This is a genomic window from Streptomyces sp. NBC_00996 (assembly GCF_045162675.1).
GTDB lineage: Bacteria > Actinomycetota > Actinomycetes > Streptomycetales > Streptomycetaceae > Streptomyces.
The window spans coordinates 7,186,940-7,210,651 of the sequence record NZ_CP108723.1; the positions used below are offsets into that span (position 1 = coordinate 7,186,940).

Below are 23,712 nucleotides of genomic sequence, written 5' to 3' on the forward strand. Positions count from 1 at the left end.
GTGTCAGCCGAGCGGCAGAGTCTTCAGCGGCAGCTGGTCGGTCGGCAGGCCACCCTTGGTGACGGTGTCGGTCGGCAGGCCACCCTTGGTGACGGTGTCGGTCGGCAGCCCACCCTTGGCGACGGTGCCCGTCGGCAGGCCACCCTTGGCGACGGTGCCCGTCGGCAGCCCACCCTTGGTGGCAGTCTTCGTGGCGTCACCGAGCAGACCCCCGGCCTGCCCCGCCGCCTCCCCGGCCACCTTCTGCGCGGCGGGCGTCGCCGTCTTGGCGATCTTCTGCGCGGCGGGCGTTGCCGTCTTGGCGATCTTGTCACCGGTCTTGCCCGCAGCCGGCACCGCCTTCTTGACCGTATTGCCGCCGGCCGTGCCCGCCAGCCCGGTGGCGTTCTGAGCCGCTCCGTCAACGGTGTTGCCGACGCTCGCCCCGTCCAGGGCGGTCAATCCGCCGAGGTTGGGGGTGGCCGGCAATTCGGCCGCCGCGCTGGCGGAGCCGGCCGCACCGACCCCGGCTGCCGCTCCCGCTGCGACGAGCAGCGCGGCACGGGCGATCCGGCGGGTCAGGGGGAGGGACATGATGCTCCTTAGACGGGAGAGAACGTTGAAGTGTCCGACCGCGCCCGGCAGTTGACCGACTGGCTGTCGACCGACCGAAGGTGATCGTTCCGGGCTCGGACGCAGTGACTACCGCTCGAGGCCCACGAAGGTTGCGGTGGCCCGACGTAAAGAGTTGGCAATGCGTCGCATTATCATCTGCGGACAAAAACGGGCAAAGGGTACCCGGTCGGAAAGTCTGCCGAATCCTTACGGCTCTTTGTTTTCAAGGGATTCGACGGATGGAGGAGTGAGCACGCGAATACCTGCGCACATCGTCGACGCGCCGAGGGGCGGGTCCCCCCAACGGGTGAGGACCCGTACTACTGCCCAGTGACGATTCGGACCTCTACTGCCCAGTGACGATTCGGACCTCGGCGGCGGACTCCCGCGCGGTCGAGCCCCCCTGCGCGTCGGACGCGCGCCACTCGCTCTCGGTGCTCCCGGCGGTCCACTGCCGCCCCGCGTACGACACCCGCTCGATGTGCAGTGCCGAGGAGTTGGCCACGGCCCAGTGCGCCAGCTCCCAGCCGCGCTGCCGGACGCCGGTCCCGGAGGTGGCCTCCTTGCGCACGGGGACGGTCACGGTCCGGCCCCCGCCGCCCGTCGGCGAGGGCGAGGCAGCCGCCGACGGCGAGGTGGAGGCACCCTCGGCACCCACGTCGGCCCCCGCCTCCTGCAGCACCTCGCGTCCGAAGTCCCGTACGAGCGCGGCCCGCACCGAGTCCGCGCCGCCGGCCGGGGTGGCGTCGGGGCGCCCCTCACAGGTCAGCGTGGCCGCCGCGCGCCCGGTCAGAGCCGCGGCGAGCAGCGTGGCGTCCGGTTCGTGCTTCGCGTACGCCTGCGGATAGCCGCTGCGCTGCACACGCTGCGCGGCGACGGTGAGGGGAAGGCGCGAATAGCCGGGCACCTTGGCCAGGTGTTCGTAGAACACCCCCGCCGCGTACGTCGGGTCCATGATCTGCTTCGTCGTCCCCCAGCCCTGCGAGGGCCGCTGCTGGAACAGGCCCAGCGAGTCTCGGTCGCCGTGCTGGATGTTGCGCAGCCCCGACTCCTGGAGAGCGGTCGCGAGGGCGATGGTCACGGCGCGCTCGGGCATGCCACGGGAGGTGCCGACCGCCGAGATCGTCGCCGCGTTGACCGCCTGCTCCGGTGTGAACTCGTACGACGCCCCGTCGCCCTTGCCCGAGACGACCGTGCATCTCGGTGCCCCGGTGCCTCCCGTGAGGTACTGCACGGTGAGATAGCCCGCGAGCGCGAGCAGGACCACGACGGCCCCCCCGAAACGGAGGAGGCGGCCGCGCCGGACAGGAGTGGGGGACGGCTCTGGCACGTCGTACAAGGTACTGGAGGCCACTGTCGGCGGCGCCTGGGGCTGTGGACAACCCGGAGGCCGGCCGGGACTTCGGGACAGCGCCCCTTCCATCCGTCCCTCTCTGAGCGCATCCGGGCCCCCGGCGGGACCGGGCGTCAGCGGGTTCGGGCGTCAGTGCATCCGGCCGTCAGCGGGTTCGGGTACCCAGGGCGCTAGGGTCGAGGGCATGGCCGACACCTCCCTTGACCTCACGCTGGACGCCGCCGATCTCACCGCCCAGCTCGTCGACTTCCCCTCGGAGAGCGGCAACGAGAAGCCGCTCGCGGACGCCGTCGAGGCCGCCCTGCGCGCCCTGCCGCACCTGACGGTCGACCGGTACGGCAACAACGTGGTGGCCCGGACGCACCTGGGTCGCGCCGAGCGCGTCATCCTCGCCGGCCACATCGACACCGTCCCCATCGCCGACAACGTCCCCTCCCGCCTCGACGAGGACGGTGTGCTGTGGGGCTGCGGCACCTGCGACATGAAGGCGGGCGTCGCGGTCCAGCTCCGCATCGCGGCCACGGTGCCCGCCCCCAACCGCGACCTCACCTTCGTCTTCTACGACAACGAAGAGGTCGCGGCACACCTCAACGGTCTGAAGCATGTGGCCGACGCCCACCCCGAGTGGCTGGAGGGTGACTTCGCGGTCCTCCTGGAGCCCTCCGACGGCCAGGTCGAGGGCGGCTGCCAGGGCACGCTGCGGGTGTTGCTGAAGACGAAGGGCGAGCGCGCCCACTCCGCGCGCAGCTGGATGGGCTCGAACGCGATCCACGCGGCGGCCCCGATCCTGGCCAGGCTGGCCGAGTACAAGCCGCGCCACCCCGTCATCGACGGCCTCGAATACCGCGAGGGCCTGAACGCGGTGGGCATCTCGGGCGGAGTCGCCGGCAACGTCATTCCCGACGAGTGCGTCGTGTCCGTCAACTTCCGTTACGCGCCCGACCGCAGCGAGGAGGAGGCCATCGCCCATGTCCGTGAGGTCTTCGCGGACTGCGGCGTTGAGGAGTTCGTCGTCGACGACCACAGCGGCGGCGCGCTCCCCGGCCTCTCCCACCCGGCGGCCGCCGCCTTCATCGAGGCGGTCGGGGGGACCCCGCAGCCCAAGTACGGCTGGACGGACGTCTCCCGCTTCAGCCGGCTCGGCATCCCGGCGGTCAACTACGGCCCGGGCAACCCGCACTTGGCGCACAAGCGCGACGAGCGTGTGGAGACGGCGAAAGTCCTTGCGGGCGAGGAGCGGCTGCGCGCCTGGCTGACCGCCTGAGCCGTATCTCGGGGCGGTTCATGGCGGACATACTCACGTCCCCCCTCCGTAACCCGCGTAGATCTACGCTGGGGTGGAACGACGCGAGCGGTGGGAAGGGAGCGGACATGGCTACCGGCAACCCCGAGGGCAAGAAGGTGCCACCCGACGAGCAGCGGCTCGGACCGGTGCTGCGCAGGCGGAGTCAGGTGCAGGCGAGCACCACGGATCAGCGACTTCTGGACGCGGGCGGTCCTTCCGACTGGGTGCACACCGACCCGTGGCGGGTGCTGCGCATCCAGTCGGAGTTCATCGAAGGCTTCGGTACCCTCGCCGAACTCCCGCCCGCGATCAGTGTCTTCGGATCCGCGCGTACGCCGGTGGATTCGCCCGAGTACGAGGCGGGGGTCGCCCTCGGCCGTGGTCTCGTCGAAGCCGGTTTCGCCGTGATCACCGGGGGTGGCCCCGGCGCCATGGAGGCCGCCAACAAGGGTGCCTGCGAGGCGAAGGGCATCTCCGTAGGCCTCGGCATCGAGTTGCCCTTCGAACAAGGTCTGAACCCCTACGTCGACATCGGCCTCAACTTCCGCTACTTCTTCGTCCGGAAGATGATGTTCGTCAAGTACGCGCAGGGCTTCGTGGTCCTGCCCGGCGGTCTCGGCACCCTCGACGAATTCTTCGAGGCGCTGACCCTCGTCCAGACCCAGAAGGTCACCCGCTTCCCCATCGTCCTCTTCGGCACCGCGTACTGGGGCGGCCTCGTCGACTGGCTCAAGAACACCCTGATCGCCCAGGGCAAGGCCTCGGAGAAGGATCTGCTCCTGTTTCACCTGACCGACGACGTGGAGGAGGCAGTGGCATTGGTGTCGAAGGAGGCGGGCCGCTAGGCCCTGCGTCGGCTCCTTCGTTTTCTTCGTTCCCGCCGCCCCTACCGTCCCGTGCCTGGGAGCCGCGCCCCTGACGGGGCGCGGGGAACTGCGCGACAAGCCCCCACCCGCCCGGAGCCGAATGAGCACCCGGGATTCGAGGCGGAGCCCCGGTTACGGGACGGTCAGGGGCGGAGGGGGCGAGGAACCCGCTACGCCAGCCCTCGCCGGGCCACGGCCGGTGGGCGGTGGCCCGCGATGGACGCCACCATGTCCAGGACCTGCCGGGTCTCCGCGACCTCGTGGACGCGGTAGACCTGGGCCCCCAGCCAGGCGGAGACGGCCGTCGTCGCCAGCGTGCCGACCACCCGTTCCATCACCGGCTTGTCGAGCGTCTCCCCGACGAAGTCCTTGTTGGAGAGGGAGACCAGCACCGGCCAGCCGGTGGCCACCATCTCGCCCAGCCGCCGCGTCGCCTCCAGGCTGTGCCGGGTGTTCTTCCCGAAGTCGTGCCCGGGGTCGATCAACACGGACTCACGAGGCACACCCAGCGACACCGCGCGCTCGGCCAGCCCCACGGTGACCCGCAGGATGTCGGCCATGACATCGTCGTACGCGATGCGATGCGGACGGGTACGCGGCTCGGACTCGCCGGCGTGGGTGCACACCAGCCCCACCCCGTAGCGCGCGGCCACCTCCGCCAGCCGCGGGTCGACCCCGCCCCACGCGTCGTTGAGCAGATCCGCTCCCGCCTCGCAGACCGCCTCCCCGACCTCGTGCCGCCAGGTGTCGACGCTGATGATCACGTCGGGGAAGCGCCGACGCACCTCGGCGACGAAACCGACCGTACGCCGCGCCTCCTCCTCGGCGGTCACCTCTTCCCCCGGCCCCGCCTTGACCCCGCCGATGTCGATGATGGCGGCGCCCTCCGACACCGCCTGCTGGACGCGGGCGAGCGCCGGCTTGTCGTGGAAGGTGGCCCCCTGGTCGTAGAAGGAGTCCGGGGTCCGGTTCACGATCGCCATGATCACCGGCTCGTGCGGGTCGAATTCACGCTTGCCCAGCCTGAGCATCCCCTGTGACCTCTCCTAGTAAGTCCCGCCGATAAGCCGCCTGCGACCTTAACTGTCAGATTCGCATGGCACGATCGGACCCTGACAGTTTCAGCTTCAGTACTTCAGCGCCGACGCGCACGCGTCGGCACCAGAGCGTGGGGACCTCAGCGATGTTCATGTTCTTGTTCCTGGTCGTCGCGCTCGCCGTCGTGGTCGCCGCGGTGACACTGTCCGTGGTGGGCGGCGGCGAGAGCGCCCCCCTTCCCGAGGCCGGCCCGGAGCGGCTGCAGGACCCGCTGCCGTACGACCGGCCGGTGAACCGCGGTGACGTGGAGGCGCTGCGCTTCCCCGTCGCCGTACGGGGCTACCGCATGGCGGACGTCGACGACGCCCTCGGCCGACTCGGCGCCGAGATCGCCGAGCGGGACGCCCGGATCGCCGACCTGGAGGACGCGCTGGCCGGCGCCCGCGCGAGCGCCGCCACCTCGTTGCGCAAGCGGACCGAGGAGGACCCCCAGTGAGCGACACCCTCGCCGGCCCGGACGGCGCGCTGCGCTGCCCCTGGGCGCTGTCGACCGACGACTACGTGGCGTACCACGACGAGGAGTGGGGCCGCCCGGTCCACGGCGACGACGCGCTGTACGAGCGGCTGTGCCTGGAGGCCTTCCAGTCGGGCCTGTCCTGGATCACCATCCTGCGCCGCCGCCCCGGCTTCCGCGCCGCCTTCGCCGGCTTCGAGATCGCCAAGGTCGCGACCTTCACGGACGCGGACAAGGAGCGCCTGCTCGCCGACCCGGGCATCATCCGAAACCGCGCCAAGATCGAGGCGACGGTCGCCAATGCGCGCGTGCTGGCCGACTGGGCCCCCGGCGAGTTGGACGAGCTGATCTGGTCCTTCGCCCCCGACCCGGCCACTCGGCCGGTCCCGAAGAGGCCGGCCGACGTCCCGGCGGTCACCGACGAGTCGACGGCTCTGTCCAAGACACTGAAGAAGCGCGGCATCCGCTTCGTCGGTCCTACGACGGCCTACGCACTGATGCAGGCGTGCGGCCTGGTGAACGATCACTTGGAGGACTGCGCGGCCCGGAGCGCCCCTTAAGAGGCGCGGGGAACTGCGCGCGACCGGTCACAGACCGCGCAGTTCCCGTACCGACCTACGACCGCCGAATCCGGCGAAGCGTCACCGCCCCAGGTATTTCGGCTTCTCCTTGTTCACGAACGCCTGCACCGCGATGGTGTGGTCCTCGGAGGCGCCCGCCCGCGTCTGGAGTTCATCCTCCTTCTCCAGGGTCTCCTCAAGAGAGTGGGAGAGCCCGAACGCGAGGGACTCCTTCAGCGCGGCATACGCGAGCGTCGGTCCCGAAGCCAGCGCCCGGGCCGTCTTCTCCGCCTCGGCGCGCAACTCCGCCGCGGGCACCAGACGGTTCGCGATCCCCAGCTCGTAAGCCTCCTGCGCGGTGATGCTGCGCGGGAAGAGCAGCAGGTCGGCGGCCCGGCTGGGCCCGATGACCCGGGGCAGCGTCCAGGAGATCCCCGAGTCGGCGGTCAGCGCCACCCCGGCGAACGACGTGTTGAAGCCGGCAGTGTCGGCAACGATGCGATAGTCCGCGGCGAGCGCGAAGCCGAATCCCGCCCCGGCCGCGACGCCGTTCACGGCGGCGATCACGGGCTTCGCGGCGCCGGTCAGGGCCCGCACGATCGGGTTGTAGTGCTCGCGCACGGTGCTCATCGTCTGGCCGGACCCCGACTGCTTGACGGCGGCCAGCAGCCCGATGTGCTCCTTGAGGTCCTGGCCGACGCAGAACGCCCGGTCACCGGCGGCGGTCAGCAGGATCGCCCGTACCTCCCCGTCCGCCGCGGCCGCCTGAGCCGCGTCCCGGAAGGCAATCTTGGCCTCGGCGTTCATCGCGTTCATCGCCTCGGGGCGGTTCAGCGTGATTGTCGCGAGTCCGTCGCTCACCTCGTAGAGCACGGTGTCGGCCATGGTGGGTCCCCTCCGGGGTCGCGGCTCCGTCGTACCGTTCGGTACGTCCTGTGTCCGATGACAGCATGGCGGAGATCACCGGTGGTGGCGCGGACCGGACATGTGACCTGCGTCAAAGAATTCCGGGCTCCGGAAGACCATGCGGCGGCGCAGTATCGCAGTCACATCGCCGAATTGAGTGGTTTTGCTCAAGCGCGTTGCGCAAGCGATGCCGACTGATGTTGGTCATCGGGTCCTGAGATGCGGGATAATGGCCTGGAAGCAATGTGTTCGATGCCGGTGACGTGTGTCCTATGAGGGGACGTGCGTGCCCTTCAAGGGGCCGTCGGCGACGATGAGCTGGTTTCAGGAAGGGGAACGAGCATGGCGGCCATGAAGCCGCGGACGGGCGATGGCCCGCTCGAGGTGACCAAGGAGGGGCGGGGCATCGTCATGCGCGTTCCGCTCGAAGGCGGCGGTCGGCTCGTCGTCGAGCTGACCCCTGACGAGGCCGACGCGCTCGGCGACGCCCTCAAGAAGGTCGTCGGCTGACGCGGAAGCGACCATACCTTTTCAGCTGCCCCGGCATCGTCATCGGTGCCGGGGCAGTGGTCTTCCAGCGCGTCAAGGGGTACGTCAGCGACGTACCCCTTTGGTATTCGTACAGGTCAGACGGGTGCGAGCAGGGGCGCAGTCAGCGCTTGACCGCGCACAGCAGGCCGTCGCCCACCGGCAGGAGCGAGGGCACCAGATCCTGGCTCTCGCGGACCGCGCGCAGCAGTTCGCGCAGCCGGCCGACCTCCGCAGGCTGCGGTCCCGAGTCCACCGTGCGGCCGTCCGCGAAGACGCCCTCGAAGACGACGAGCCCGCCCGGGCGCAGCAGGCGCAACGATTCAGCGAGATAGTCCAGGCACTCGAGACGGTCGCCGTCGCAGAAGACGAGGTCGTAGCCGGCGTCCGCGAGCCGGGGCAGGACCTCCAGCGCGCGGCCCGGGATGAAGCGGGCGCGATTGCTGGCGAAACCGGCCGCGCGGAAGGCCTGGCGGGCGAACTGCTGCCGCTCCGGCTCTGGATCGACGGTGGTCAGTACCCCGTCCGGCCGCATGCCGTGCAGCAGATGAATTCCGGAGACGCCGGTCCCGGTCCCGATCTCCGCCACTGCTTTCGCGTCCACGGTGGCGGCGAGCAACCGCAGCGCGGCGCCCGTGCCGGGCGACACCGAGCGCAGGCCTGCCTCGCGAGCCCGGTCGCGGGCCCAGCGCAGCGCCTCGTCCTCGGCGACAAAGGCGTCGGCGAACGCCCAGCTCGTCTGCCGGTTGCCGGTAATGACCCTCACCTGTCCCCGTGGTTGCCTGGGCGTGACTGTATCCGTTGGTGCCGGGAACCCGCAGATGGGACCAGGCGTTTAGAGGGGTGGGGAAACAGAGCGGGGGGAAGCCGATGAACCAGGAAGCGGAGCGGGGCGGCGAGCAAGTACTGACGCAGCCATATGAGCACGTATCAAATTCTCGTAAAACCGCTTATCCGGAGCTAACGGGCGAGGTGGCTATGGTAGGGGCTCCACTGGACACCACCAGAGCCGACAGGGGAGGTGCGGCTGCGCCTGTGGATCGGGGACGGGTGCTGCGGCGCCTACTCAGATCGGCGGGTGAGCCGAAATCCGTGACCGACATCGCTGACCAGTTCCACGCTGCTGCCCCCGCGCAGACCGCGACGTTCACCACCGACGCGGAGTCGCAGGCGTGGACTCCGCCCACCTGGGAGGAGATCGTCAGCACGCACAGCGGACGCGTCTACCGCCTCGCCTACCGCCTGACGGGCAACCAGCACGACGCCGAGGACCTCACCCAGGAAGTCTTCGTCCGCGTCTTCCGCTCGCTGTCGACCTACACGCCCGGCACCTTCGAGGGCTGGCTGCACCGCATCACCACGAACCTCTTCCTGGACATGGTGCGCCGCAAGCAGCGCATCCGCTTCGACGCCCTCGGCGACGACGCGGCCGAGCGCCTGCCCAGCCGCGAGCCGTCCCCGCAGCAGGTCTTCAACGACGCGCACTTCGACGCGGACGTCCAGCAGGCGCTGGACACCCTCGCGCCCGAGTTCCGCGCCGCCGTCGTCCTGTGCGACATCGAGGGGCTCTCGTACGAGGAGATCGCCGCGACCCTGGGCGTGAAGCTCGGCACGGTCCGCTCCCGGATCCACCGTGGTCGCTCCCAGCTGCGCAAGGCCCTTGCCCACCGGTCTCCCGAGGCCCGCGCCGAGCGCCGCTCGTTCGTGGCCCGTGTGCCCGTGCTGGGGGGAGGGGGCGCGACCGCGTGAGTGGATCCCGTCCTACGCCCGCTGAGCAGCACCTCGGCGATCGACTCTCCGCCCTGGTGGACGGAGAGCTCGGTCATGAGTCGCGCGACCGCGTCCTGGCCCACCTCGCCACCTGTGCGAAGTGCAAGGCCGAGGCGGACGCCCAACGCCGACTGAAGAACGTATTCGCGGAAGTGGCCCCTCCGCCTCCCTCCGAGAGCTTCCTGGCCCGCCTCCAGGGGCTTCCCGGGGGAGGGGACTCCGACAGCCCCGGCTCGCCGCTGGGCGGGGGAGCATTCGGCGGCACACTGCCCGGAACCGACCGGACCTCCGGCCTCACCGGATTCTTCGCAGTGAGGGGCGAGCCTTTCGGTTACGTCCCCGCCGGACCGCACGCCGATGTGCTGCCCCCTTCGTCGGGCCGCGGCTTCCGCATCCATGACGTCAGCCGTCACGAGGCCGAGCGATCGGCCTCGCGCGGGCTGCGGTTCGCGTTCGCCGCCGCCGGTGCGGTGTCGCTGGCCGCGGTCGCGCTCGGCGGGGTGTCGACCGGGGTGCCGGGTGACACCGCGGACGCACGCGGCGGTTCCGGGGCCGGAAGCAATGTGACGCCGATGCGTTCGCCCGGCACAGGGTCCTCGACGGCTCCCGAGTCGCAACGTCGCCGGTCCGACGCACCGCTGCTCGCGCAGGGCCGCCGGGCGCTGGGCGACGGTCCCGTGGCGCCGACCGAGGTGTCCGCGCCGCTGCTGCCCGGAGTCCCCACTCCGGCGGACCGCGGCCCGGACGCCATGCACACGCTGACGACACCGGTGGTCGCCGGGGCCGCCGCGATGTCCCCACTGATACGTCCGCTCACCGATGCCCAGCCGCTCACGCTGACCTCGTGGTCCGCGGCCCCGGACGTCACGACTCCGGGCCTGCTCGCCGCCCCCGTGGCCACCCCGTCCCCCGCTTCTTCCCCGTCCCCCCACCTCCCCCTCCTCCCGTAGCGTCCGCTGACCCCGTCCTCTGCGCGGCGGCCCGTGAACCTGGTTGAATCCAGGGTGGGCCGCGTCCGCAGGAGGGATCCCGGACGCGGAGTCGACAATCTGCGGTGACCGTCGGCGAGTTGCGCCGCGGGCCAGGTGTGGGGAGAACATGAACGAGGGGAAGCCCACGAAGGCGAAGTGGTGGAGTCGGCCCAGGCCGCCGGTCTCTCCGGGGGATGCCGGGGTGGGCTCGTCCGATATCGCCGACGGGCCCGGGGGCGTCGCCGACGTCCGTACGCCCGGCGGTGCCGTTGGCACCGGGGGTGACGTCGAGACGCCTGGCAGTGCGACAGGCGACACCGGGGGTGACTTCGAGCTGGACCGCCCCTCGCCGGCTCCGGCCACCGGCGGGTCCGGTGCGGGCACCGACGGCGACTTCGAGCTGGAGCGGCCCGCGCCGGTTCGGCCCGCGAGTGCGCAGGGCGGCGACACCGCTCCGGCGGACCGTGTCCCGGCCCCGGTCGACGGCGGAGAGGCGCCCGTGCCGTCGATCCCCACACAGATCACGGAAGCCCTCGCGCAGGTCACGCAGAGCGAGGTGAGCACGCGCCCCGGTGCCGCCTCGGAGCGTGACCTCGCGCAGGTCACGCAGAGCGAGGTGAGCACGCGCCCCGGTGCCGCCTCGGAGCGTGACCTCGCGCAGGTCACGCAGGACGAGGTGAGCACGCACCCCCGTGCCGCCTCGGAGCGCGCCAAGCCCCTGCACGATCCAGACCCCTACGGCACCCCGCCCTACGGTCAGCCCGGCCCCTGGGCGCCCGCCCCGCCGGTCCAGCACCCCGCGGCCACCCCCGCACACGGGACGCACCTGTCGGCGCCCACACCGGCCCAGGGCACACACGTCCCGGGGAACGCACCGGCCCTCGGCACACCCTTCGATGCCTCGCCGAACGGCACCGCGCCCGTGGCGCACGCCCCGGCGGGCGGACCCCCGGCCGCGTACGCGGGAACGGCCCACGAAGCACCTGTGCAAAACTCCCGGCCCCCCGCGCCCTGGCAGAACTACGACCCCTGGGCCGCCCCGGGCCCCCTCCAGCAGAACGGCGCGGCCGTGGCGACCGTGACGCAGCGGCGCAAGCGGGCGAAGAAGGTACTGGTGCTCGGGGCCGTGGTGCTCGCGCTGGTCTCCGGGGCCGTCGGCGGTGCCGTAGGGGCCTACCTGGAGCGGAACGGGGGGATGGGGGACGTCGAGCTGCCGCAGGCGGGCAGGGAGGCGCCGGGGCGCGCCCCGGACAGCGTCGCCGGGATCGCCGCCCACGCGCTGCCCAGCGTCGTCACCCTGCATGTGCGCGGCTCCCAGGAGGAAGGCACCGGCACCGGGTTCGTGCTCGACGGCCAGGGGCACATCCTCACCAACAACCACGTGATCGAACCGGCCGGCAGCGGCGGCGAGATATCCGTCACGTTCAGCGGCGGAGAGACCGCCAAGGCCAAGGTCGTCGGACACGACAGCGGGTACGACCTCGCCGTCGTCAAGGTCTCCGGGGTCAGCGGCCTCGACCCCATGCCGCTGGGCAACTCCGACAACGTCCAGGTGGGCGACCCGGTCGTCGCCATCGGCGCGCCCTTCGACCTCGCCAACACCGTCACCTCCGGCATCATCAGCGCCAAGGAACGCCCCATCACCGCGGGCGGGGAGACGGGCGACGGGAGCGACGTCTCGTACGTCGACGCCTTGCAGACCGACGCGCCCATCAACCCCGGCAACTCCGGTGGCCCGCTGCTCGACTCCAAGGCCCGCGTCATCGGCATCAACAGCGCCATCCGTTCCGCCGACAGCGGTTCCGACCTGGAGAGCGGTCAGGCGGGTTCCATCGGGCTCGGCTTCGCCATCCCGATCAACCAGGGCAAGCGCGTGGCCGAGGAGCTCATCAACACGGGCAAGGCCACCCACCCTGTGATCGGTGTCACGCTCGACATGAACTACACGGGCGACGGCGCCCGCGTCGGGACGAAGGGCAACGGCGGCGGCCCACCCGTCACCGCGGGCGGCCCCGGCGCCGAGGCGGGCATCAAGGCGGGCGACGTCATCACCGAGGTCGACGGCCAGCGCGTCCACTCCGGTGAGGAACTCATCGTGAAGACCCGCGCGCACCGCCCGGGCGACCGGCTCCAGCTGACCCTCCGGCGGGGCGACACGCAGAAGAAGGTCACCCTGGTCCTCGGTTCCGCCGACGGCGACTGACATGAAGTTCACAGGTGGGCGCATCGCCGCAGCTCCGAACGGCAAACAACGCGGAAAACCCGTCGTGTACATGAACCCGGAAGCCCCGGGACAGTTCCGGACGGACGGGATCGCCGGGTACCGTGGACACGGCCCGGACCACGGAAGACCCGCCGAGGGCCGAGGACCGAGGACATCGCAAGGAGCTTCAGGTGTTCAATGACATAGGACCGCTCGAGCTGGTGACGCTCGTCGTCCTCGCCGTGCTCGTCTTCGGCCCGGAGAAGCTCCCGAAGATGATCCAGGACGTCACGCGCACCATTCGCAAGATCCGCGAGTTCTCGGAGAGCGCCAAGGCGGACATCCGTGATGAACTCGGCCCGGAGTTCAAGGACTTCGAGTTCGAGGACCTCAACCCCAAGACGTTCATCCGCAAGCAGCTGGACAACGACGAGCTGGGGCTCAAGGAGATCCGCAACGGCTTCGACCTGAAGAAGGAGATGGCGGAGGTCACGGACGCGGTCCACGGTCGCGACGCCGATACCTCCTCGTCTTCGTCTGCGTCTTCGTCCGGTTCGACGGGCGGCTCCGTCGACATGACGAAGAAGCGCGAGAAGCTCGACCCGGACGAGCGCCCGCCGTACGACGCGGACGCCACCTGAGTCGTACGTCCCACTCGGCGGAGGCCGACCGGGCGTATCCCCTTGGCCGTGGCGGACGTCACCGGATCCGCATGGCCGCCCGTGTACCCGCACATCAGAGCGACGCCTCGCGGCCTGAAACCGGCGCGTTCGCGACCCACGCGCCGGGCGGTTTCCCTGCCGCTCGGAGCGGTGTGGCTATGCTGCCCAGTTGTTGTGCGGACCGATAAGGACGCCCGAGGGGGGCGGGCCGCCCGGTCCGACGAGAGCGAGGAGGCGTCCGGGCAGATGGAGACGACAAGTCGGGTAGGCGCGCAGGCGCCGGCCGCGGAGGGCGGACAACAGGTCTCCTCCGCCCGGCGTACGGTCGACGGCTACCTGCTGGCGCCCTTCCCGTGGTACGGCCTCGACGAGGCCTTCACGGGGCCGCGCTGGCTGATGCAGGTGGGTACCTCGGCGGACGGCGCCGTCGAGCACGGTTCGATCGGGCACGGCGACGAGCCCTCGGTGCGCCCCGAGTCGACCGAGGACAAGGAACGCTTCGCGGTGGTGGTCACCGTCGCGGCCAGCCCCGTACGCCGCAGCGCGGACGGTACGGGCCTGTTGGAGGCCACCTCGGTGTCCTCCGCGGCCTGGCTGGCAGGTGTGGGGCTGCTGTCCTTCACCTGGCCCGGCCAGATGGACCACACCCTGCGGGACGACTGGCTGGACCAGCAGACCGAGACCGCGTGGGTGCTCGCGGACGACCTCGACGGACCGGACTGGTCCTCGCTGTCGCTCCCCGTCGACGGGGTCCCGACGCCCTTCCACTACCGCGAGTCCGAGTTCGGGTGGATCCTCGCGGGGTCCACTCAGGAGGGCGTGCATGTGGGGGCGTACGGGCGGGGGATGAGTGCGTATGGGCTGGCGTTCGCCATGATCAAGGACATCGGCGCATACGCCTAGCCGGCGGGGTCACGGAGAAGGGGGGCGCCGTCGGTGTGACGGCGCCCCCCTTCCTGTGCGAGACGGCTTGTTGCGGACCGTGCGCCACTGCGGGTACGTCGTGGCTGGTCGCGCGGTTCTCCGCGCCCTTACCGGGCACGGTTGCCCGCGCCCTTACCGGGCACGGTTGCCCGCGCCCTTACCGGGCACGGTTGCCCGCGCCCTTACCGGGCACGGTTCCCCGCGCCCTTACCAGGCACAGTTCCCCGCGCCCTTACCGGGCACAGTTCCCCGCGCCCTTACCGGGCACAGTTCCCCGCGCCCTTACGAGGCGCGGCTCCCCCGGCGTGAACGTCCTAGAACTTGTTCCTCGGCGTGATGCCCAGCGACATGCCCGACAGGCCGCGCTGGCGGCCGCCCAGCTTGCCCGCGATCGCGCGCAGCGCCGAGCCGGCCGGAGAGTCGGGGTCGGTGAGGACCACCGGCTTGCCCTCGTCGCCGCCCTCGCGGAGGCGGACGTCGATGGGGATGGAGCCGAGGACCGGGACGGTCGCGCCGGTGGTGCGGGTCAGGCCGTCGGCGACCGACTGGCCACCGCCCGTGCCGAAGACGTCGACCATCTCGCCGCAGTGCGGGCAGGGCAGGCCCGACATGTTCTCGACCACGCCGACGATCTTCTGGTGAGTCTGGACGGCGATGGAGCCGGCCCGCTCGGCGACCTCGGCTGCCGCCTGCTGCGGGGTGGTGACCACCAGGATCTCCGCGTTCGGGACCAGCTGGGCCACCGAGATCGCGATGTCGCCCGTGCCGGGCGGGAGGTCGAGGAGCAGGACGTCCAGGTCGCCCCAGAAGACGTCCGCCAGGAACTGCTGGAGGGCGCGGTGCAGCATCGGGCCGCGCCAGACGACCGGCGCGTTGCCCGGGGTGAACATGCCGATCGAGATGACCTTCACGCCGTTCGCCGACGGCGGCATGATCATGTTCTCGACCTGGGTCGGACGGCCGTCCGCGCCGAGCATCCGGGGCACCGAGTGGCCGTAGATGTCGGCGTCGACGACACCGACCTTGAGGCCGTCGGCCGCCATCGCCGCGGCCAGGTTCACCGTCACCGAGGACTTGCCGACGCCGCCCTTGCCGGAGGCGACCGCGTAGACACGGGTCAGCGAGCCGGGCTTGGCGAAGGGGACCTCGCGCTCGGCCTGCCCGCCGCGCAGCGCGGACGCCAGCTCGCGGCGCTGCTCGTCGCTCATCACGTCCAGGGTCACGTCGACGCGCGTGACGCCCTCGACCGCCGAGACCGCCTCCGTCACGTTCTTCGTGATGGTCTCGCGCATCGGGCAGCCGGAGACGGTCAGATAGACGGTGACCGCGACCGCACCATCCGCGCCGATCTCCACCGATTTGACCATCCCCAGCTCGGTGATGGGTCGCTGGATCTCGGGATCGTTCACCGTCGCCAGTGCTTCGCGCACCGCGTCTTCCGTAGCCATAAGGTCGATGGTACGGCGACGGGCCCAGGGCCCCGAAGCCCCGTCACCGGTCGTCTACGTCACGTCCGTGCGACCGTTCCGCCGGGAATACGACATGGCCGTCCCCCCGGTGCTCCTCCACGTCCTTGACCAGGTCCTGCAGTTCGGAGCGGATCCAGTCGCGGGTGGCGACCTCGCCGAGGCCCACGCGCAGTGCGGCGATCTCGCGGGTGAGGTACTCGGTGTCCGCGATGGACCGCTCGTTCTGCTTGCGGTCCTGTTCGAGGTTGACCCGGTCGCGGTCGTCCTGGCGGTTCTGCGCGAGCAGGATCAGGGGGGCGGCGTACGAGGCCTGCAGCGACAGCATCAGCGTCAGGAAGATGAACGGGTAGTTGTCGAAGCGCAGATCGCGCGGTACGGAGACGTTCCACACCACCCACAGGATGATGACGACGGTCATCCAGACGATGAACCGCCCGGTGCCGAGGAAGCGGGCGATGCGCTCCGAGAGCCGTCCGAAGGCCTCCGGGTCCCACTCGGGCAGCAGTCTGCGCCGTGGCGGTTTCGGCTGGTCGAGCCGGGTGCGCGGCCTCGTGGTGGCGGTCGCCCCCGCGGGGGTGCGGTCGCGGGGGTCGCGCTCAGGTGGCATGGGGCTCCTCCTCCACGAGGTGGAACTCCGTCTCCCGCCAGTCCTCGGGCAACATGTGGTCCAGTACGTCGTCCACGGTCACCGCGCCGAGCAGGGAGCCGCTCTCATCGACGACGGGCGCCGCGACCATGTCGTACGCCGCGAAGAAGCCGGCGACGACGGGCAGCGCGGCGTCCGGCGCGAGCGGCTGCAGATCGGCGTCGAGGAGCGCGCTGACCAGGGTGTACGGAGGGTCGCGCAGAAGCCGCTGGAAGTGGACCGTACCGAGGTACTTTCCGGTCGGCGTCTCGTCCGGCGGGCGGCACACGTACACCTGGGCGGCGAGCGAGGGGGAGAGGTCGGGGTTGCGGACCCGGGCGAGCGCGTCGGCGACCGTCGCGTCGGGCCGCAGCACGATCGGCTCGGTGGTCATGAGCCCGCCGGCGGTCTTCTCCTCGTACGCCATCAGCCGCCGCACGTCGGCCGCCTCCTCCGGCTGCATCAGCTTCAGCAGCCGCTCCACGTCCTCGGCGGGCAGTTCGGCGAGCAGGTCGGCCGCGTCGTCCGGGTCCATCGCCTCCAGGACGTCGGCCGCGCGCTCCTCCTTGAGCTTGCTGAGGATCTCGATCTGGTCGTCCTCGGGGAGCTCTTCGAGGACGTCGGCGAGCCGGTCGTCGTCCAGTGCGGCGGCCACCTCCCCGCGCCGCTTGGGGGACAGGTGGTGCAGGACGTTGGCGAGGTCGGCCGGGCGCAACTGCTCGAAGGTGGCGAGCAGGCTCTCGGCGCCCTGTCCGTGCTCCTCCAGCGAGAACCCGGTGACCGCGGACCACTCGACCGTCAGCGTCTCGCCCTTGGTGCGCCGGAAGGCCCCGCTGCGGCCCTTGCGGACGAAGACCCGGCCGATCTCCCAGTCCCTGCGGGCCGGCAGCTGCTGGATCGACACGTCGAGCACGGTCACCTCCTCGCCGGTCTCGACGAGGCGTACCACCCGGTCGAGCAGCTCGCCGAAGACAAGCCGTTCGGTGGGCCGCTGCTCGAAGCGCCGCACGTTGAGGACGCCGGTGGTGATGACCTGGCCTGACTCGATGCCGATCACCCGGGTCATGGGCAGGAAGATCCGCCGCCGCGTGGACAGTTCGACGACGAGGCCCAGCAACCGGGGCGGCCGCCGTCCGACGCGGAGCATGGCGACGAGGTCCCGCACCCGGCCCACTTGGTCGCCGTTCGGGTCGAAGACGGCGACACCGGCGAGGTGCGAGACGAAGACCCGGGGGGCGGCTGCGGCCATGCCCGCGCCTCCTTCTCCTCGTACGCGCTCTTACTGGCGCTCCTGTACGACTCTCCGTGCGCGCGCGACGTACGCGCGTTCTGTCCCGCTCTGTCCGCTCGGGTGGGCTTCAGGCTAGCCCGTCCCGGTCGGATACGCCCTGGTGAGCGGTCCGGACGGACTGCCTCCGCCGGGCGCCTGCGGCACCGGTACGCTGCCGTACGCCGCCAAGGACCCCCGCACGAAAGGCAGCCCCACCCGTGACTGCAATTCCCCAGGGCCGAACCCGCCGGGCCGCACTGGTGAGCGCGATGTGCGCACTGGTCGTGACGGGGACGGGGCTGACGGGGTGCAGTAGTGAGGACCCGGACGCGGGCACCAACGGAGTGGGCAAGCTGCCCGCCGCCACGATCCAGGCGAAGACGAAGAAGGCGGCCGAGGCGGCGCCCACCGTACGGCTCGCCGGAACCGTTGTCAGCAACGGGACGACGTACACCCTCGACATGCGCCTCAAGGCCGACGGCGGCACCGGCTCCGTCACCTCGAAGGGGGCGAGCTTCCGGCTGCTGCGCGTCGGTAAGCACCTCTTCCTCAAGGCCGACGCGGAGTTCTGGACCCACCAGGACGGCAAGAGCGACAGCTCCTCCGCGGACACCGCCGCGGCCAAGAAGCTGGAGGGCATGTACGTGAAGGTGCCCACCGCCGACCCCGCCTACAAGCGGTTCAGCGGCTTCACCGACAAGGACGTCCTCCTCGACGGTCTGCTCACACTGCACGGCGCGCTCGCCACGGACGGCCACCACGAGCAGTCCGGCGTCCGCACCATCCGCATCACTGGCGACAGGGGCTCCGGCGGATCGCTCGACGTCTCCCTGAAGGGAACCCCGTACCCCCTGCTGCTGGTCCGCGCGGGCAACGCGGGCACCCTTCGCCTCACCGACTGGGGCAAGGACTTCGCCCTGGAGGAGCCCTCGAAGAAGGAGACGGTGGACTACGGGCAGCAACTGCCCGCGTCGTAGTCCGCTGCCTCAGCGGCGCTTGCGCTTCTTGAGGAGGAGGCGGGGGAGGCCCGCCGGGATGGGCCGGCGAGTGGTCGCCGGCGTCGGCAGCGGCCGCTCGGCGAGTGAGCCGTCCGGCAGCTCGGCCGTGCCGCCCGAGGGTTCCAGGCGCAGCACCCGGCACTCGCGGGCCCAGCGTTCGGGCATGGCCTCACCGTCGGGGGCGTTCAGGCGCTTGCCCTTGAGTTCGGCGACGGCGGCCTCCCACTCCGGGGAGGCGGGGGTCAGCTCCACGACCTTCGCGGACCAGGAGACGAGGCGTCCGCCCTTGTCCTTGCTGCGGACGGTGACGATCGCGTCGCCGCCGTCGACCAGGCTCGGCAGCGGCTGCTCGCCCGGCCCGTCGCCGACCAGACAGGCCGCGCCGTCGTGCCACACGTGCCACAGGGCGCGGGTGGGCACCTCCTGGCCCTCGGGCATGGGTACGCCGCTGCCCCGCACCCAGATCAGCCCGGACTTCTTGGTGGCCTCCTCGATGAGGGCCTGGTCGAGCAGCTGTACCGTCATGGGGCCAAGACTATCCAGCCTCTCTTCACAGCCAGCCGTTGCGCTTGAGGATGCGGTGGATCGAGAGGCAGAGGCCGACGGTGATGCCCATGACCACCGGGTAGCCGTACCGCCAGTGGAGCTCCGGCATGTACTTGAAGTTCATGCCGTACACGCCACAGACCATCGTCGGTACGGCGATGATCGCCGCCCAGGACGTGATCTTGCGCATGTCCTCGTTCTGCGCGACGGAGGCCTGGGCGAGGTTGGCCTGGAGGATCGAGTTGAGCAGCTCGTCGAAGCCGAGGACCTGCTCCTGCACCCGAGCGAGGTGGTCGGCGACGTCGCGGAAGTACTTCTGGATGTCGGGGTCGATCAGCCGCATCGGCCGCTCGCTCAGCAACTGCATGGGGCGCAGCAGCGGCGACACCGCTCGCTTGAACTCGAGGACCTCACGCTTGAGTTGGTAGATCTGCCCGGCGTCCGTACCGCGTGGCGTGCCCTTGCGGCCCGGCGAGAACACCTCGGTCTCGACCTCGTCGATGTCGTCCTGCACGGCGTCCGCGACCGCGATGTACCCGTCGACGACGTGGTCGGCGATCGCGTGCAGCACGGCGGAGGGGCCTTTGGCGAGCAGCTCGGGGTCGTCCTGCAGCCGGTGCCGCAGCGCCCGCAGCGAGCCCTGCCCGCCGTGCCGGACGGTGATGAAGAAGTCCCGTCCGGTGAAGCACATGACCTCGCCGGTCTCCACGATCTCGCTGGTGGCGGTCAGCCGGTCGTGCTCGACGTAGTGGATGGTCTTGAAGACGGTGAACAGGGAGTCGTCGTAGCGCTCCAGCTTGGGCCGCTGGTGGGCCTGGACGGCGTCTTCGACGGCCAGCGGGTGCAGCCCGAACTCCCGGGCGATACCGGCGAATTCGGCCTCCGTCGGCTCGTGCAGACCGATCCACACGAAGCCGCCGTCGCGGTGCACCTGACGCATCGCCTCGTGCGGCGTCAGCGGCTCGCGGCTCTCGACGCGGGCGCCGTCGCGGTAGACGGCGCAGTCGACCACGGCGGACGGGGTGGCGGGGTCGCGGGTGGTGTCGTACGAGCCACTCTCCTTGCGCAGCGAGGGACGGGGGCGGACCGCGGCACGCAGGTCACGGATCATCGACATGGCAGGCTCCTTTGCAACGGAGGCGGCCGGCGACGGTTGGAACTACCCGGAATGGGGACGTCCTGACTGCGGATGTTTGGCACGTCCACAAAGCGGGGAGCACCGCACCGTCGCGGTGGCAGCTTCGCTACTGATTCAGATCAGACAGATCAGGCGGAAACGAAGCGCTCTTCCGTGGTGCACCGGACAACGCTGACACGTATGCACACATTTGCAGGAGGCAGCAGCCAGCAGAGCTGGGAAACCAGCGGAACCAGCTACGGAACTCAGCGACCGGAAGAGCGGGTGGTACTGCACGGTCGACTTCGGTCCATTGCAGCCCCACCTCCTCCGGTCGGTCCCCCGTGAGGGACGATCCATCCCCCGAAGGGGAGTCTGTCTCCCGCCTTGGGGAGTCAGATCAGTCTCAGTGCGTCGGAGCTCGAGAGCGACGCTTCTGCGTGCTGCCCCGACCAGCGGCCAAGACTATCAGCGCACTGAAGCGTCAACGCGCCGCTTTGCCCGTTGTTGACCGCGGGGTCCGGTGCGCTCCAGCGGAATTGACGCGGCCTATGCTCGGCGCATGGCTGATGTTCTTCCTCTGGTCGAGGCCCGTTTGCGCTCTGCGCTGGGCGAACCCGACGCGCGGGCCGCGGTCACCTTCCTCGGCACCGACCGCATCGAAGTGCTGCGCTTCACGGAGGGCGACATCGTCCGCTACGCGACGCTCGGCATGTCCGCCCAGCCGATGGCGGACCCCACGGCCGTCCTTGCCGACCCGGTGAAGGGCCCCCGAGCCGAGCTGATCCTCTCGGTGCGCTCAGGCGGCGCCGACACCGACAAGGCGTTCCGCCCGCTCGCCGTGCTCGCCGCGTCCCCACAGGTCGAGGGGTTGGTGGTGGCTCCGGGCGCCTCGCTCGACGTGGGTGAACCCCTGTGGCCCGGCGCGCCGTTCAGCTCCGTCCTGGTCGCGGAGTCCGGCGGCCTGGTCGAGGACCTGGAGCTGGACGCGCCCGCCGACCCCGTACGTTTCCTGCCGCTGCTCCCGATGACGCCGAACGAGGCCGCGTGGAAGCGCGTGCACGGTGCGGGCGCCCTCCAGGAGCGCTGGCTGAACGGCGGAACGGACCTGCGTGATCCGCTGCGCAAGTCCGTTCCGCTGGACTGATCGGCCCCGGGCGCCGAGTGGGGCATCTCACTTTCTGGCTCCCGGTCAGAGTCCGGCCGAAGCCCGTCAGTTGGCGGAGACGGTGACGCTGTCTTGGGCTGCGTACCGCGGTTCCAGCTCCTCGGCCATGGGGGTCCCCCCGCTCGAGCGAAGCCGAGAGTGGGGGAGGGCGAGCGCGTTCCGGCGTACGAAGACGACGACGGCGCCGACCACCGCGGTGACGGCCGCGACGACGAACGGGATGTGGATGTCGCTCCAATCCTCGATCTTGGGCGCGAAGTACGGTGCGGCGGCCGCCGCGAACCAGCGCACGAAGTTGTAGCCCGCGCTCGCCACCGGGCGCTGGGGGTACCCCCGGACGGAGTCTGGGGGAGCGTCCGAGACGCCCAGCGCCAACTCCGTGTAGACCGTGTTGTTCACGCCGATGAAGGCGCCGGACAGGATCGTGCAGACGACGGCGGTGGTGTGGTCGCCGTAGCCGAGCACGAGCACGTCGGCGGCGAGCAGTACCAGCGAGGCGCCCAGCACCTTCAGTGAGCCGAACCGCCGCTGCATGCGCGGCGCCACGACGACCGAGAAGACGGCGAGCAGGACGCCCCAGCAGAAGAACACCGCGCCCGACTTGTACGGGGTCATGTTCAGCACGAACGGCGTGAAGGCGAGCACGGTGAAGAACGTGTAGTTGTAGAAGAACGCGGAGACGGCCGCCGAGGCGAGGCCGCCGTGGCCGAGCGCCTTGATCGGATCGAGCAGGGCCGTCTTCCTCGCGGGCTTCGGCTGCTCCTTCAGGAACGCCGTGATGCACAGGAAGCCGACCGCCATCAGGAACGCCGTGCCGAAGAACGGGTAGCGCCAGCTGGCGTCACCGAGCAGCGCGCCGAGCAGGGGCCCGCATGCCATGCCGAGGCCCAGGGCGGACTCGTACAGCAGGATGGCCGCCGCGCTGGCGCCGGCCGCGGCGCCGACGATGACGGCGAGGGCGGTGGACACGAACAGCGCGTTGCCGAGGCCCCAGCCCGCCCGGAAGCCGACGAGTTCGCCGACCGACCCGGACGTGCCCGCGAGCCCCGCGAAGACCACGACGAGCGCGAGGCCGAGCAGCAGGGTCTTCTTGCCGCCGATGCGGCTGGAGACGTAGCCGGTCACCAGCATCGCGACGGCGGTGATCAGGAAGTACGAGGTGAAGAGCAGCGACACCTGACTGGGTGTGGCGTCCAGGCCCTTGGCGATGGACGGCAGGATCGGGTCGACGAGCCCGATGCCCATGAAGGCGACGACGGAGGCTCCCGCGGTCGCCCAGACGGCCTTCGGCTGACGCAGGATGCTGCCCGCGCCCGCGTCGAATGCGTCGCCCTCCGTGGGCCCTCCGGTGCTGTTGATCATGCTCGCTCCTTCACTGCGACTGCGGTGCGCGATCGAGATCGTTGTCGTATGCACATAATAAGTTAGGAGAGCTAATTAATGCAAGCTGCATCTATTTTGTGGGGGGTGATACGACATGACAGGCACACGCCGGACGGGTGATCGTCCTTGACGCGGCGCAGGACGGGGAGGACCGTTGGGCCCTATGAGGGGCGAACCCAGTTGCCCGAAGTGTGGTGGCCGGGTCAGGGCTCCCGGCCTTTTTGCCGACTCCTGGCAGTGCGATGTGCACGGCACTGTGCATCCGCTGCAGCCCGTGATCCCGCCCAGCGTCGAGGCCCTCGGCGTGGTCGTGCACCACGCGCGGGTACCGGTGTGGATGCCATGGCCGCTGCCGGTCGGTTGGCTGTTCACCGGCGCGACGTTCGCCGGTGACGACCGCAGCGGCGGTCGCGCGACCGCCGTCGCGTGCTCGGGTCCCGGGCCGCTCGGCGGCATAGGTGAACTGCTGCTGGTCGCCGAGGAGCTCGGCGTCGGCCTCGGTGCGCGGTATGCGGGCATCGACGGGCCCGACCCCGGACCGTACATGAGCGTCGAGAAACCGCCCCAGGCGAAGGTCCTCGCGGCCGGACGTCCGACCCCGCTCTGGCATGTCTCCGGCGCCCCCGACGACCGCGCCGTCTTCGCGGGTGAGGCGCTCGGGCTGTGGCTGTGGGCGGTGGTCTGGCCCGAGCAGACGGGTCTGCTGATGTACGACGAGCTGGTGCTGACGGATCTGCGGGACGCGGGGGCGGAGGTGGACCTGCTGCCGTGCGGAGCGTTGTCGCCGCGGATCCTGGAACCGTAGGGCGCGTGATGTCGGGCGCGGAGGCCCGCGCCGGAACGTGGAGGCCCCTCACAGGAATCCCGTAGGGGGCGCTCCGCAGGAGAGGGTGTGACGGGGGACCCTCGGATTCCCGTTATCCTTGAGCGTCCCCACCCTTCCCGTCACCGCCTGGAGTCA

At 70.7% G+C, this 23,712-nt stretch carries 24 protein-coding genes; 13 read left to right on the top strand and 11 right to left on the bottom strand.

Annotated features, from left to right (window positions below):
* Positions 1-3: 3 nt before the first annotated feature.
* Together OG390_RS33805 and OG390_RS33810 are read right to left on the bottom strand one after the other, a co-directional pair.
* Positions 4-573 carry an ATP-binding protein gene (locus OG390_RS33805; protein WP_406173147.1) on the bottom strand — a complete coding sequence of 190 codons (570 nt, stop codon included), beginning with the start codon at positions 571-573 and terminating at the stop codon, positions 4-6.
* Positions 574-940: 367 nt separating this feature from the next.
* A complete protein-coding gene (locus tag OG390_RS33810; protein ID WP_406173148.1) occupies positions 941-1,924 on the bottom strand; it encodes a heavy metal transporter in 984 nt (327 codons plus the stop codon).
* A gap of 208 nt (positions 1,925-2,132) precedes the next feature.
* On the opposite strand from OG390_RS33810, the gene dapE reads away from it, so the two are divergent.
* Entirely contained in the window at positions 2,133-3,212 is a 1,080-nt protein-coding gene (gene dapE, locus OG390_RS33815) for a succinyl-diaminopimelate desuccinylase (protein WP_406173149.1), read from the top strand.
* Positions 3,213-3,319: 107 nt separating this feature from the next.
* Positions 3,320-4,078, top strand: a complete 759-nt coding sequence (locus OG390_RS33820) for a TIGR00730 family Rossman fold protein (RefSeq protein ID WP_399087349.1) — start codon at positions 3,320-3,322, stop codon at positions 4,076-4,078.
* A 191-nt stretch (positions 4,079-4,269) separates the two neighbouring features.
* On the opposite strand, the gene folP is transcribed toward OG390_RS33820, so the two are convergent.
* Positions 4,270-5,130, bottom strand: coding sequence for a dihydropteroate synthase (folP, locus tag OG390_RS33825; protein ID WP_406173150.1), 861 nt, complete (start codon positions 5,128-5,130; stop codon positions 4,270-4,272).
* 152 nt (positions 5,131-5,282) lie between these two features.
* Here folP and OG390_RS33830 point away from each other — a divergent pair, with 152 nt between their 5' ends.
* The gene (locus OG390_RS33830) at positions 5,283-5,633 is read left to right on the top strand and encodes a DivIVA domain-containing protein (protein WP_406173151.1); all 351 of its coding nucleotides are present in this window, start codon (positions 5,283-5,285) and stop codon (positions 5,631-5,633) included.
* Positions 5,630-6,211, top strand: a complete 582-nt coding sequence (locus OG390_RS33835; RefSeq protein WP_406173152.1) for a DNA-3-methyladenine glycosylase I — start codon at positions 5,630-5,632, stop codon at positions 6,209-6,211. The genes OG390_RS33830 and OG390_RS33835 overlap by 4 nt, the downstream gene beginning before the upstream one ends.
* Before the next feature lie 81 nt (positions 6,212-6,292).
* On the opposite strand, the gene OG390_RS33840 is transcribed toward OG390_RS33835, so the two are convergent.
* Positions 6,293-7,096: an enoyl-CoA hydratase/isomerase family protein gene (locus OG390_RS33840; protein WP_406173153.1), complete on the bottom strand. Its 804-nt coding sequence runs from the start codon at positions 7,094-7,096 to the stop codon at positions 6,293-6,295.
* Positions 7,097-7,459: 363 nt separating this feature from the next.
* On the opposite strand from OG390_RS33840, the gene OG390_RS33845 reads away from it, so the two are divergent.
* The gene (locus OG390_RS33845; protein WP_003966491.1) at positions 7,460-7,627 is read left to right on the top strand and encodes a DUF3117 domain-containing protein; all 168 of its coding nucleotides are present in this window, start codon (positions 7,460-7,462) and stop codon (positions 7,625-7,627) included.
* 142 nt (positions 7,628-7,769) lie between these two features.
* Here the strand turns inward: OG390_RS33845 and OG390_RS33850 are convergent, their stop codons facing one another.
* On the bottom strand, positions 7,770-8,468 hold the full coding sequence (locus OG390_RS33850) for an O-methyltransferase (protein ID WP_406178006.1): 699 nt from the start codon (positions 8,466-8,468) through the stop codon (positions 7,770-7,772).
* A gap of 227 nt (positions 8,469-8,695) precedes the next feature.
* Here OG390_RS33850 and sigE point away from each other — a divergent pair, with 227 nt between their 5' ends.
* The 5 genes from sigE to OG390_RS33875 all read left to right on the top strand — a co-directional run bounded on the left by sigE (position 8,696) and on the right by OG390_RS33875 (position 14,154).
* Complete coding sequence (gene sigE / locus OG390_RS33855; RefSeq protein WP_399087506.1) at positions 8,696-9,394, top strand: RNA polymerase sigma factor SigE; 699 nt, start codon at positions 8,696-8,698, stop codon at positions 9,392-9,394.
* On the top strand, positions 9,391-10,365 hold the full coding sequence (locus tag OG390_RS33860) for an anti-sigma factor family protein (RefSeq protein WP_406173154.1): 975 nt from the start codon (positions 9,391-9,393) through the stop codon (positions 10,363-10,365). The genes sigE and OG390_RS33860 overlap by 4 nt, the downstream gene beginning before the upstream one ends.
* Before the next feature lie 148 nt (positions 10,366-10,513).
* A complete protein-coding gene (locus OG390_RS33865; protein WP_406173155.1) occupies positions 10,514-12,589 on the top strand; it encodes a trypsin-like peptidase domain-containing protein in 2,076 nt (691 codons plus the stop codon).
* Between the two features lie 191 nt (positions 12,590-12,780).
* Positions 12,781-13,230, top strand: a complete 450-nt coding sequence (locus OG390_RS33870; protein WP_406173156.1) for a sec-independent translocase — start codon at positions 12,781-12,783, stop codon at positions 13,228-13,230.
* A 267-nt stretch (positions 13,231-13,497) separates the two neighbouring features.
* The gene (locus OG390_RS33875) at positions 13,498-14,154 is read left to right on the top strand and encodes a hypothetical protein (protein ID WP_406173157.1); all 657 of its coding nucleotides are present in this window, start codon (positions 13,498-13,500) and stop codon (positions 14,152-14,154) included.
* A 335-nt stretch (positions 14,155-14,489) separates the two neighbouring features.
* On the opposite strand, the gene OG390_RS33880 is transcribed toward OG390_RS33875, so the two are convergent.
* From OG390_RS33880 to OG390_RS33890, 3 genes are read right to left on the bottom strand one after another with little or no spacing between them, the layout of a single operon-like run.
* Entirely contained in the window at positions 14,490-15,623 is a 1,134-nt protein-coding gene (locus OG390_RS33880; RefSeq protein WP_399087367.1) for an Mrp/NBP35 family ATP-binding protein, read from the bottom strand.
* 43 nt (positions 15,624-15,666) lie between these two features.
* Complete coding sequence (locus tag OG390_RS33885; RefSeq protein ID WP_406173158.1) at positions 15,667-16,251, bottom strand: DUF1003 domain-containing protein; 585 nt, start codon at positions 16,249-16,251, stop codon at positions 15,667-15,669.
* Positions 16,241-17,518 carry a magnesium transporter MgtE N-terminal domain-containing protein gene (locus OG390_RS33890; RefSeq protein WP_406173159.1) on the bottom strand — a complete coding sequence of 426 codons (1,278 nt, stop codon included), beginning with the start codon at positions 17,516-17,518 and terminating at the stop codon, positions 16,241-16,243. Before OG390_RS33890 ends, OG390_RS33885 begins: the two co-directional genes overlap by 11 nt.
* A 239-nt stretch (positions 17,519-17,757) precedes the next feature.
* On the opposite strand from OG390_RS33890, the gene OG390_RS33895 reads away from it, so the two are divergent.
* Positions 17,758-18,516 carry a hypothetical protein gene (locus tag OG390_RS33895; protein WP_406173160.1) on the top strand — a complete coding sequence of 253 codons (759 nt, stop codon included), beginning with the start codon at positions 17,758-17,760 and terminating at the stop codon, positions 18,514-18,516.
* A gap of 9 nt (positions 18,517-18,525) precedes the next feature.
* On the opposite strand, the gene OG390_RS33900 is transcribed toward OG390_RS33895, so the two are convergent.
* Positions 18,526-19,062 (bottom strand): hypothetical protein, encoded by a 537-nt coding sequence (locus OG390_RS33900; protein ID WP_406173161.1) that lies wholly within the window; start codon positions 19,060-19,062, stop codon positions 18,526-18,528.
* Positions 19,063-19,087: 25 nt separating this feature from the next.
* On the bottom strand, positions 19,088-20,200 hold the full coding sequence (locus tag OG390_RS33905; RefSeq protein WP_399087377.1) for a magnesium and cobalt transport protein CorA: 1,113 nt from the start codon (positions 20,198-20,200) through the stop codon (positions 19,088-19,090).
* Between the two features lie 562 nt (positions 20,201-20,762).
* Here OG390_RS33905 and OG390_RS33910 point away from each other — a divergent pair.
* Positions 20,763-21,347, top strand: coding sequence for a suppressor of fused domain protein (locus OG390_RS33910; protein WP_406173162.1), 585 nt, complete (start codon positions 20,763-20,765; stop codon positions 21,345-21,347).
* Positions 21,348-21,413: 66 nt separating this feature from the next.
* On the opposite strand, the gene OG390_RS33915 is transcribed toward OG390_RS33910, so the two are convergent.
* Positions 21,414-22,730, bottom strand: coding sequence for an MFS transporter (locus OG390_RS33915; RefSeq protein ID WP_406173163.1), 1,317 nt, complete (start codon positions 22,728-22,730; stop codon positions 21,414-21,416).
* Between the two features lie 184 nt (positions 22,731-22,914).
* On the opposite strand from OG390_RS33915, the gene OG390_RS33920 reads away from it, so the two are divergent.
* The gene (locus OG390_RS33920) at positions 22,915-23,556 is read left to right on the top strand and encodes a DUF6758 family protein (RefSeq protein ID WP_399087381.1); all 642 of its coding nucleotides are present in this window, start codon (positions 22,915-22,917) and stop codon (positions 23,554-23,556) included.
* Positions 23,557-23,712 lie beyond the last annotated feature (156 nt).

What these genes read in the sequence shown, in the direction of transcription:
- OG390_RS33805 (WP_406173147.1), bottom strand. Translation starts at nt 573, where the DNA reads ATGTCCCTCCCCCTGACCCGCCGGATCGCCCGTGCCGCGCTGCTCGTC.
- dapE (WP_406173149.1), top strand. Translation starts at nt 2,133, where the DNA reads ATGGCCGACACCTCCCTTGACCTCACGCTGGACGCCGCCGATCTCACC.
- OG390_RS33820 (WP_399087349.1), top strand. Translation starts at nt 3,320, where the DNA reads ATGGCTACCGGCAACCCCGAGGGCAAGAAGGTGCCACCCGACGAGCAG.
- folP (WP_406173150.1), bottom strand. Translation starts at nt 5,130, where the DNA reads ATGCTCAGGCTGGGCAAGCGTGAATTCGACCCGCACGAGCCGGTGATC.
- OG390_RS33830 (WP_406173151.1), top strand. Translation starts at nt 5,283, where the DNA reads ATGTTCATGTTCTTGTTCCTGGTCGTCGCGCTCGCCGTCGTGGTCGCC.
- OG390_RS33840 (WP_406173153.1), bottom strand. Translation starts at nt 7,096, where the DNA reads ATGGCCGACACCGTGCTCTACGAGGTGAGCGACGGACTCGCGACAATC.
- OG390_RS33845 (WP_003966491.1), top strand. Translation starts at nt 7,460, where the DNA reads ATGGCGGCCATGAAGCCGCGGACGGGCGATGGCCCGCTCGAGGTGACC.
- OG390_RS33865 (WP_406173155.1), top strand. Translation starts at nt 10,514, where the DNA reads ATGAACGAGGGGAAGCCCACGAAGGCGAAGTGGTGGAGTCGGCCCAGG.
- OG390_RS33875 (WP_406173157.1), top strand. Translation starts at nt 13,498, where the DNA reads ATGGAGACGACAAGTCGGGTAGGCGCGCAGGCGCCGGCCGCGGAGGGC.
- OG390_RS33880 (WP_399087367.1), bottom strand. Translation starts at nt 15,623, where the DNA reads ATGGCTACGGAAGACGCGGTGCGCGAAGCACTGGCGACGGTGAACGAT.
- OG390_RS33885 (WP_406173158.1), bottom strand. Translation starts at nt 16,251, where the DNA reads ATGCCACCTGAGCGCGACCCCCGCGACCGCACCCCCGCGGGGGCGACC.
- OG390_RS33890 (WP_406173159.1), bottom strand. Translation starts at nt 17,518, where the DNA reads ATGGCCGCAGCCGCCCCCCGGGTCTTCGTCTCGCACCTCGCCGGTGTC.
- OG390_RS33900 (WP_406173161.1), bottom strand. Translation starts at nt 19,062, where the DNA reads ATGACGGTACAGCTGCTCGACCAGGCCCTCATCGAGGAGGCCACCAAG.
- OG390_RS33905 (WP_399087377.1), bottom strand. Translation starts at nt 20,200, where the DNA reads ATGTCGATGATCCGTGACCTGCGTGCCGCGGTCCGCCCCCGTCCCTCG.
- OG390_RS33910 (WP_406173162.1), top strand. Translation starts at nt 20,763, where the DNA reads ATGGCTGATGTTCTTCCTCTGGTCGAGGCCCGTTTGCGCTCTGCGCTG.
- OG390_RS33915 (WP_406173163.1), bottom strand. Translation starts at nt 22,730, where the DNA reads ATGATCAACAGCACCGGAGGGCCCACGGAGGGCGACGCATTCGACGCG.
- OG390_RS33920 (WP_399087381.1), top strand. Translation starts at nt 22,915, where the DNA reads ATGAGGGGCGAACCCAGTTGCCCGAAGTGTGGTGGCCGGGTCAGGGCT.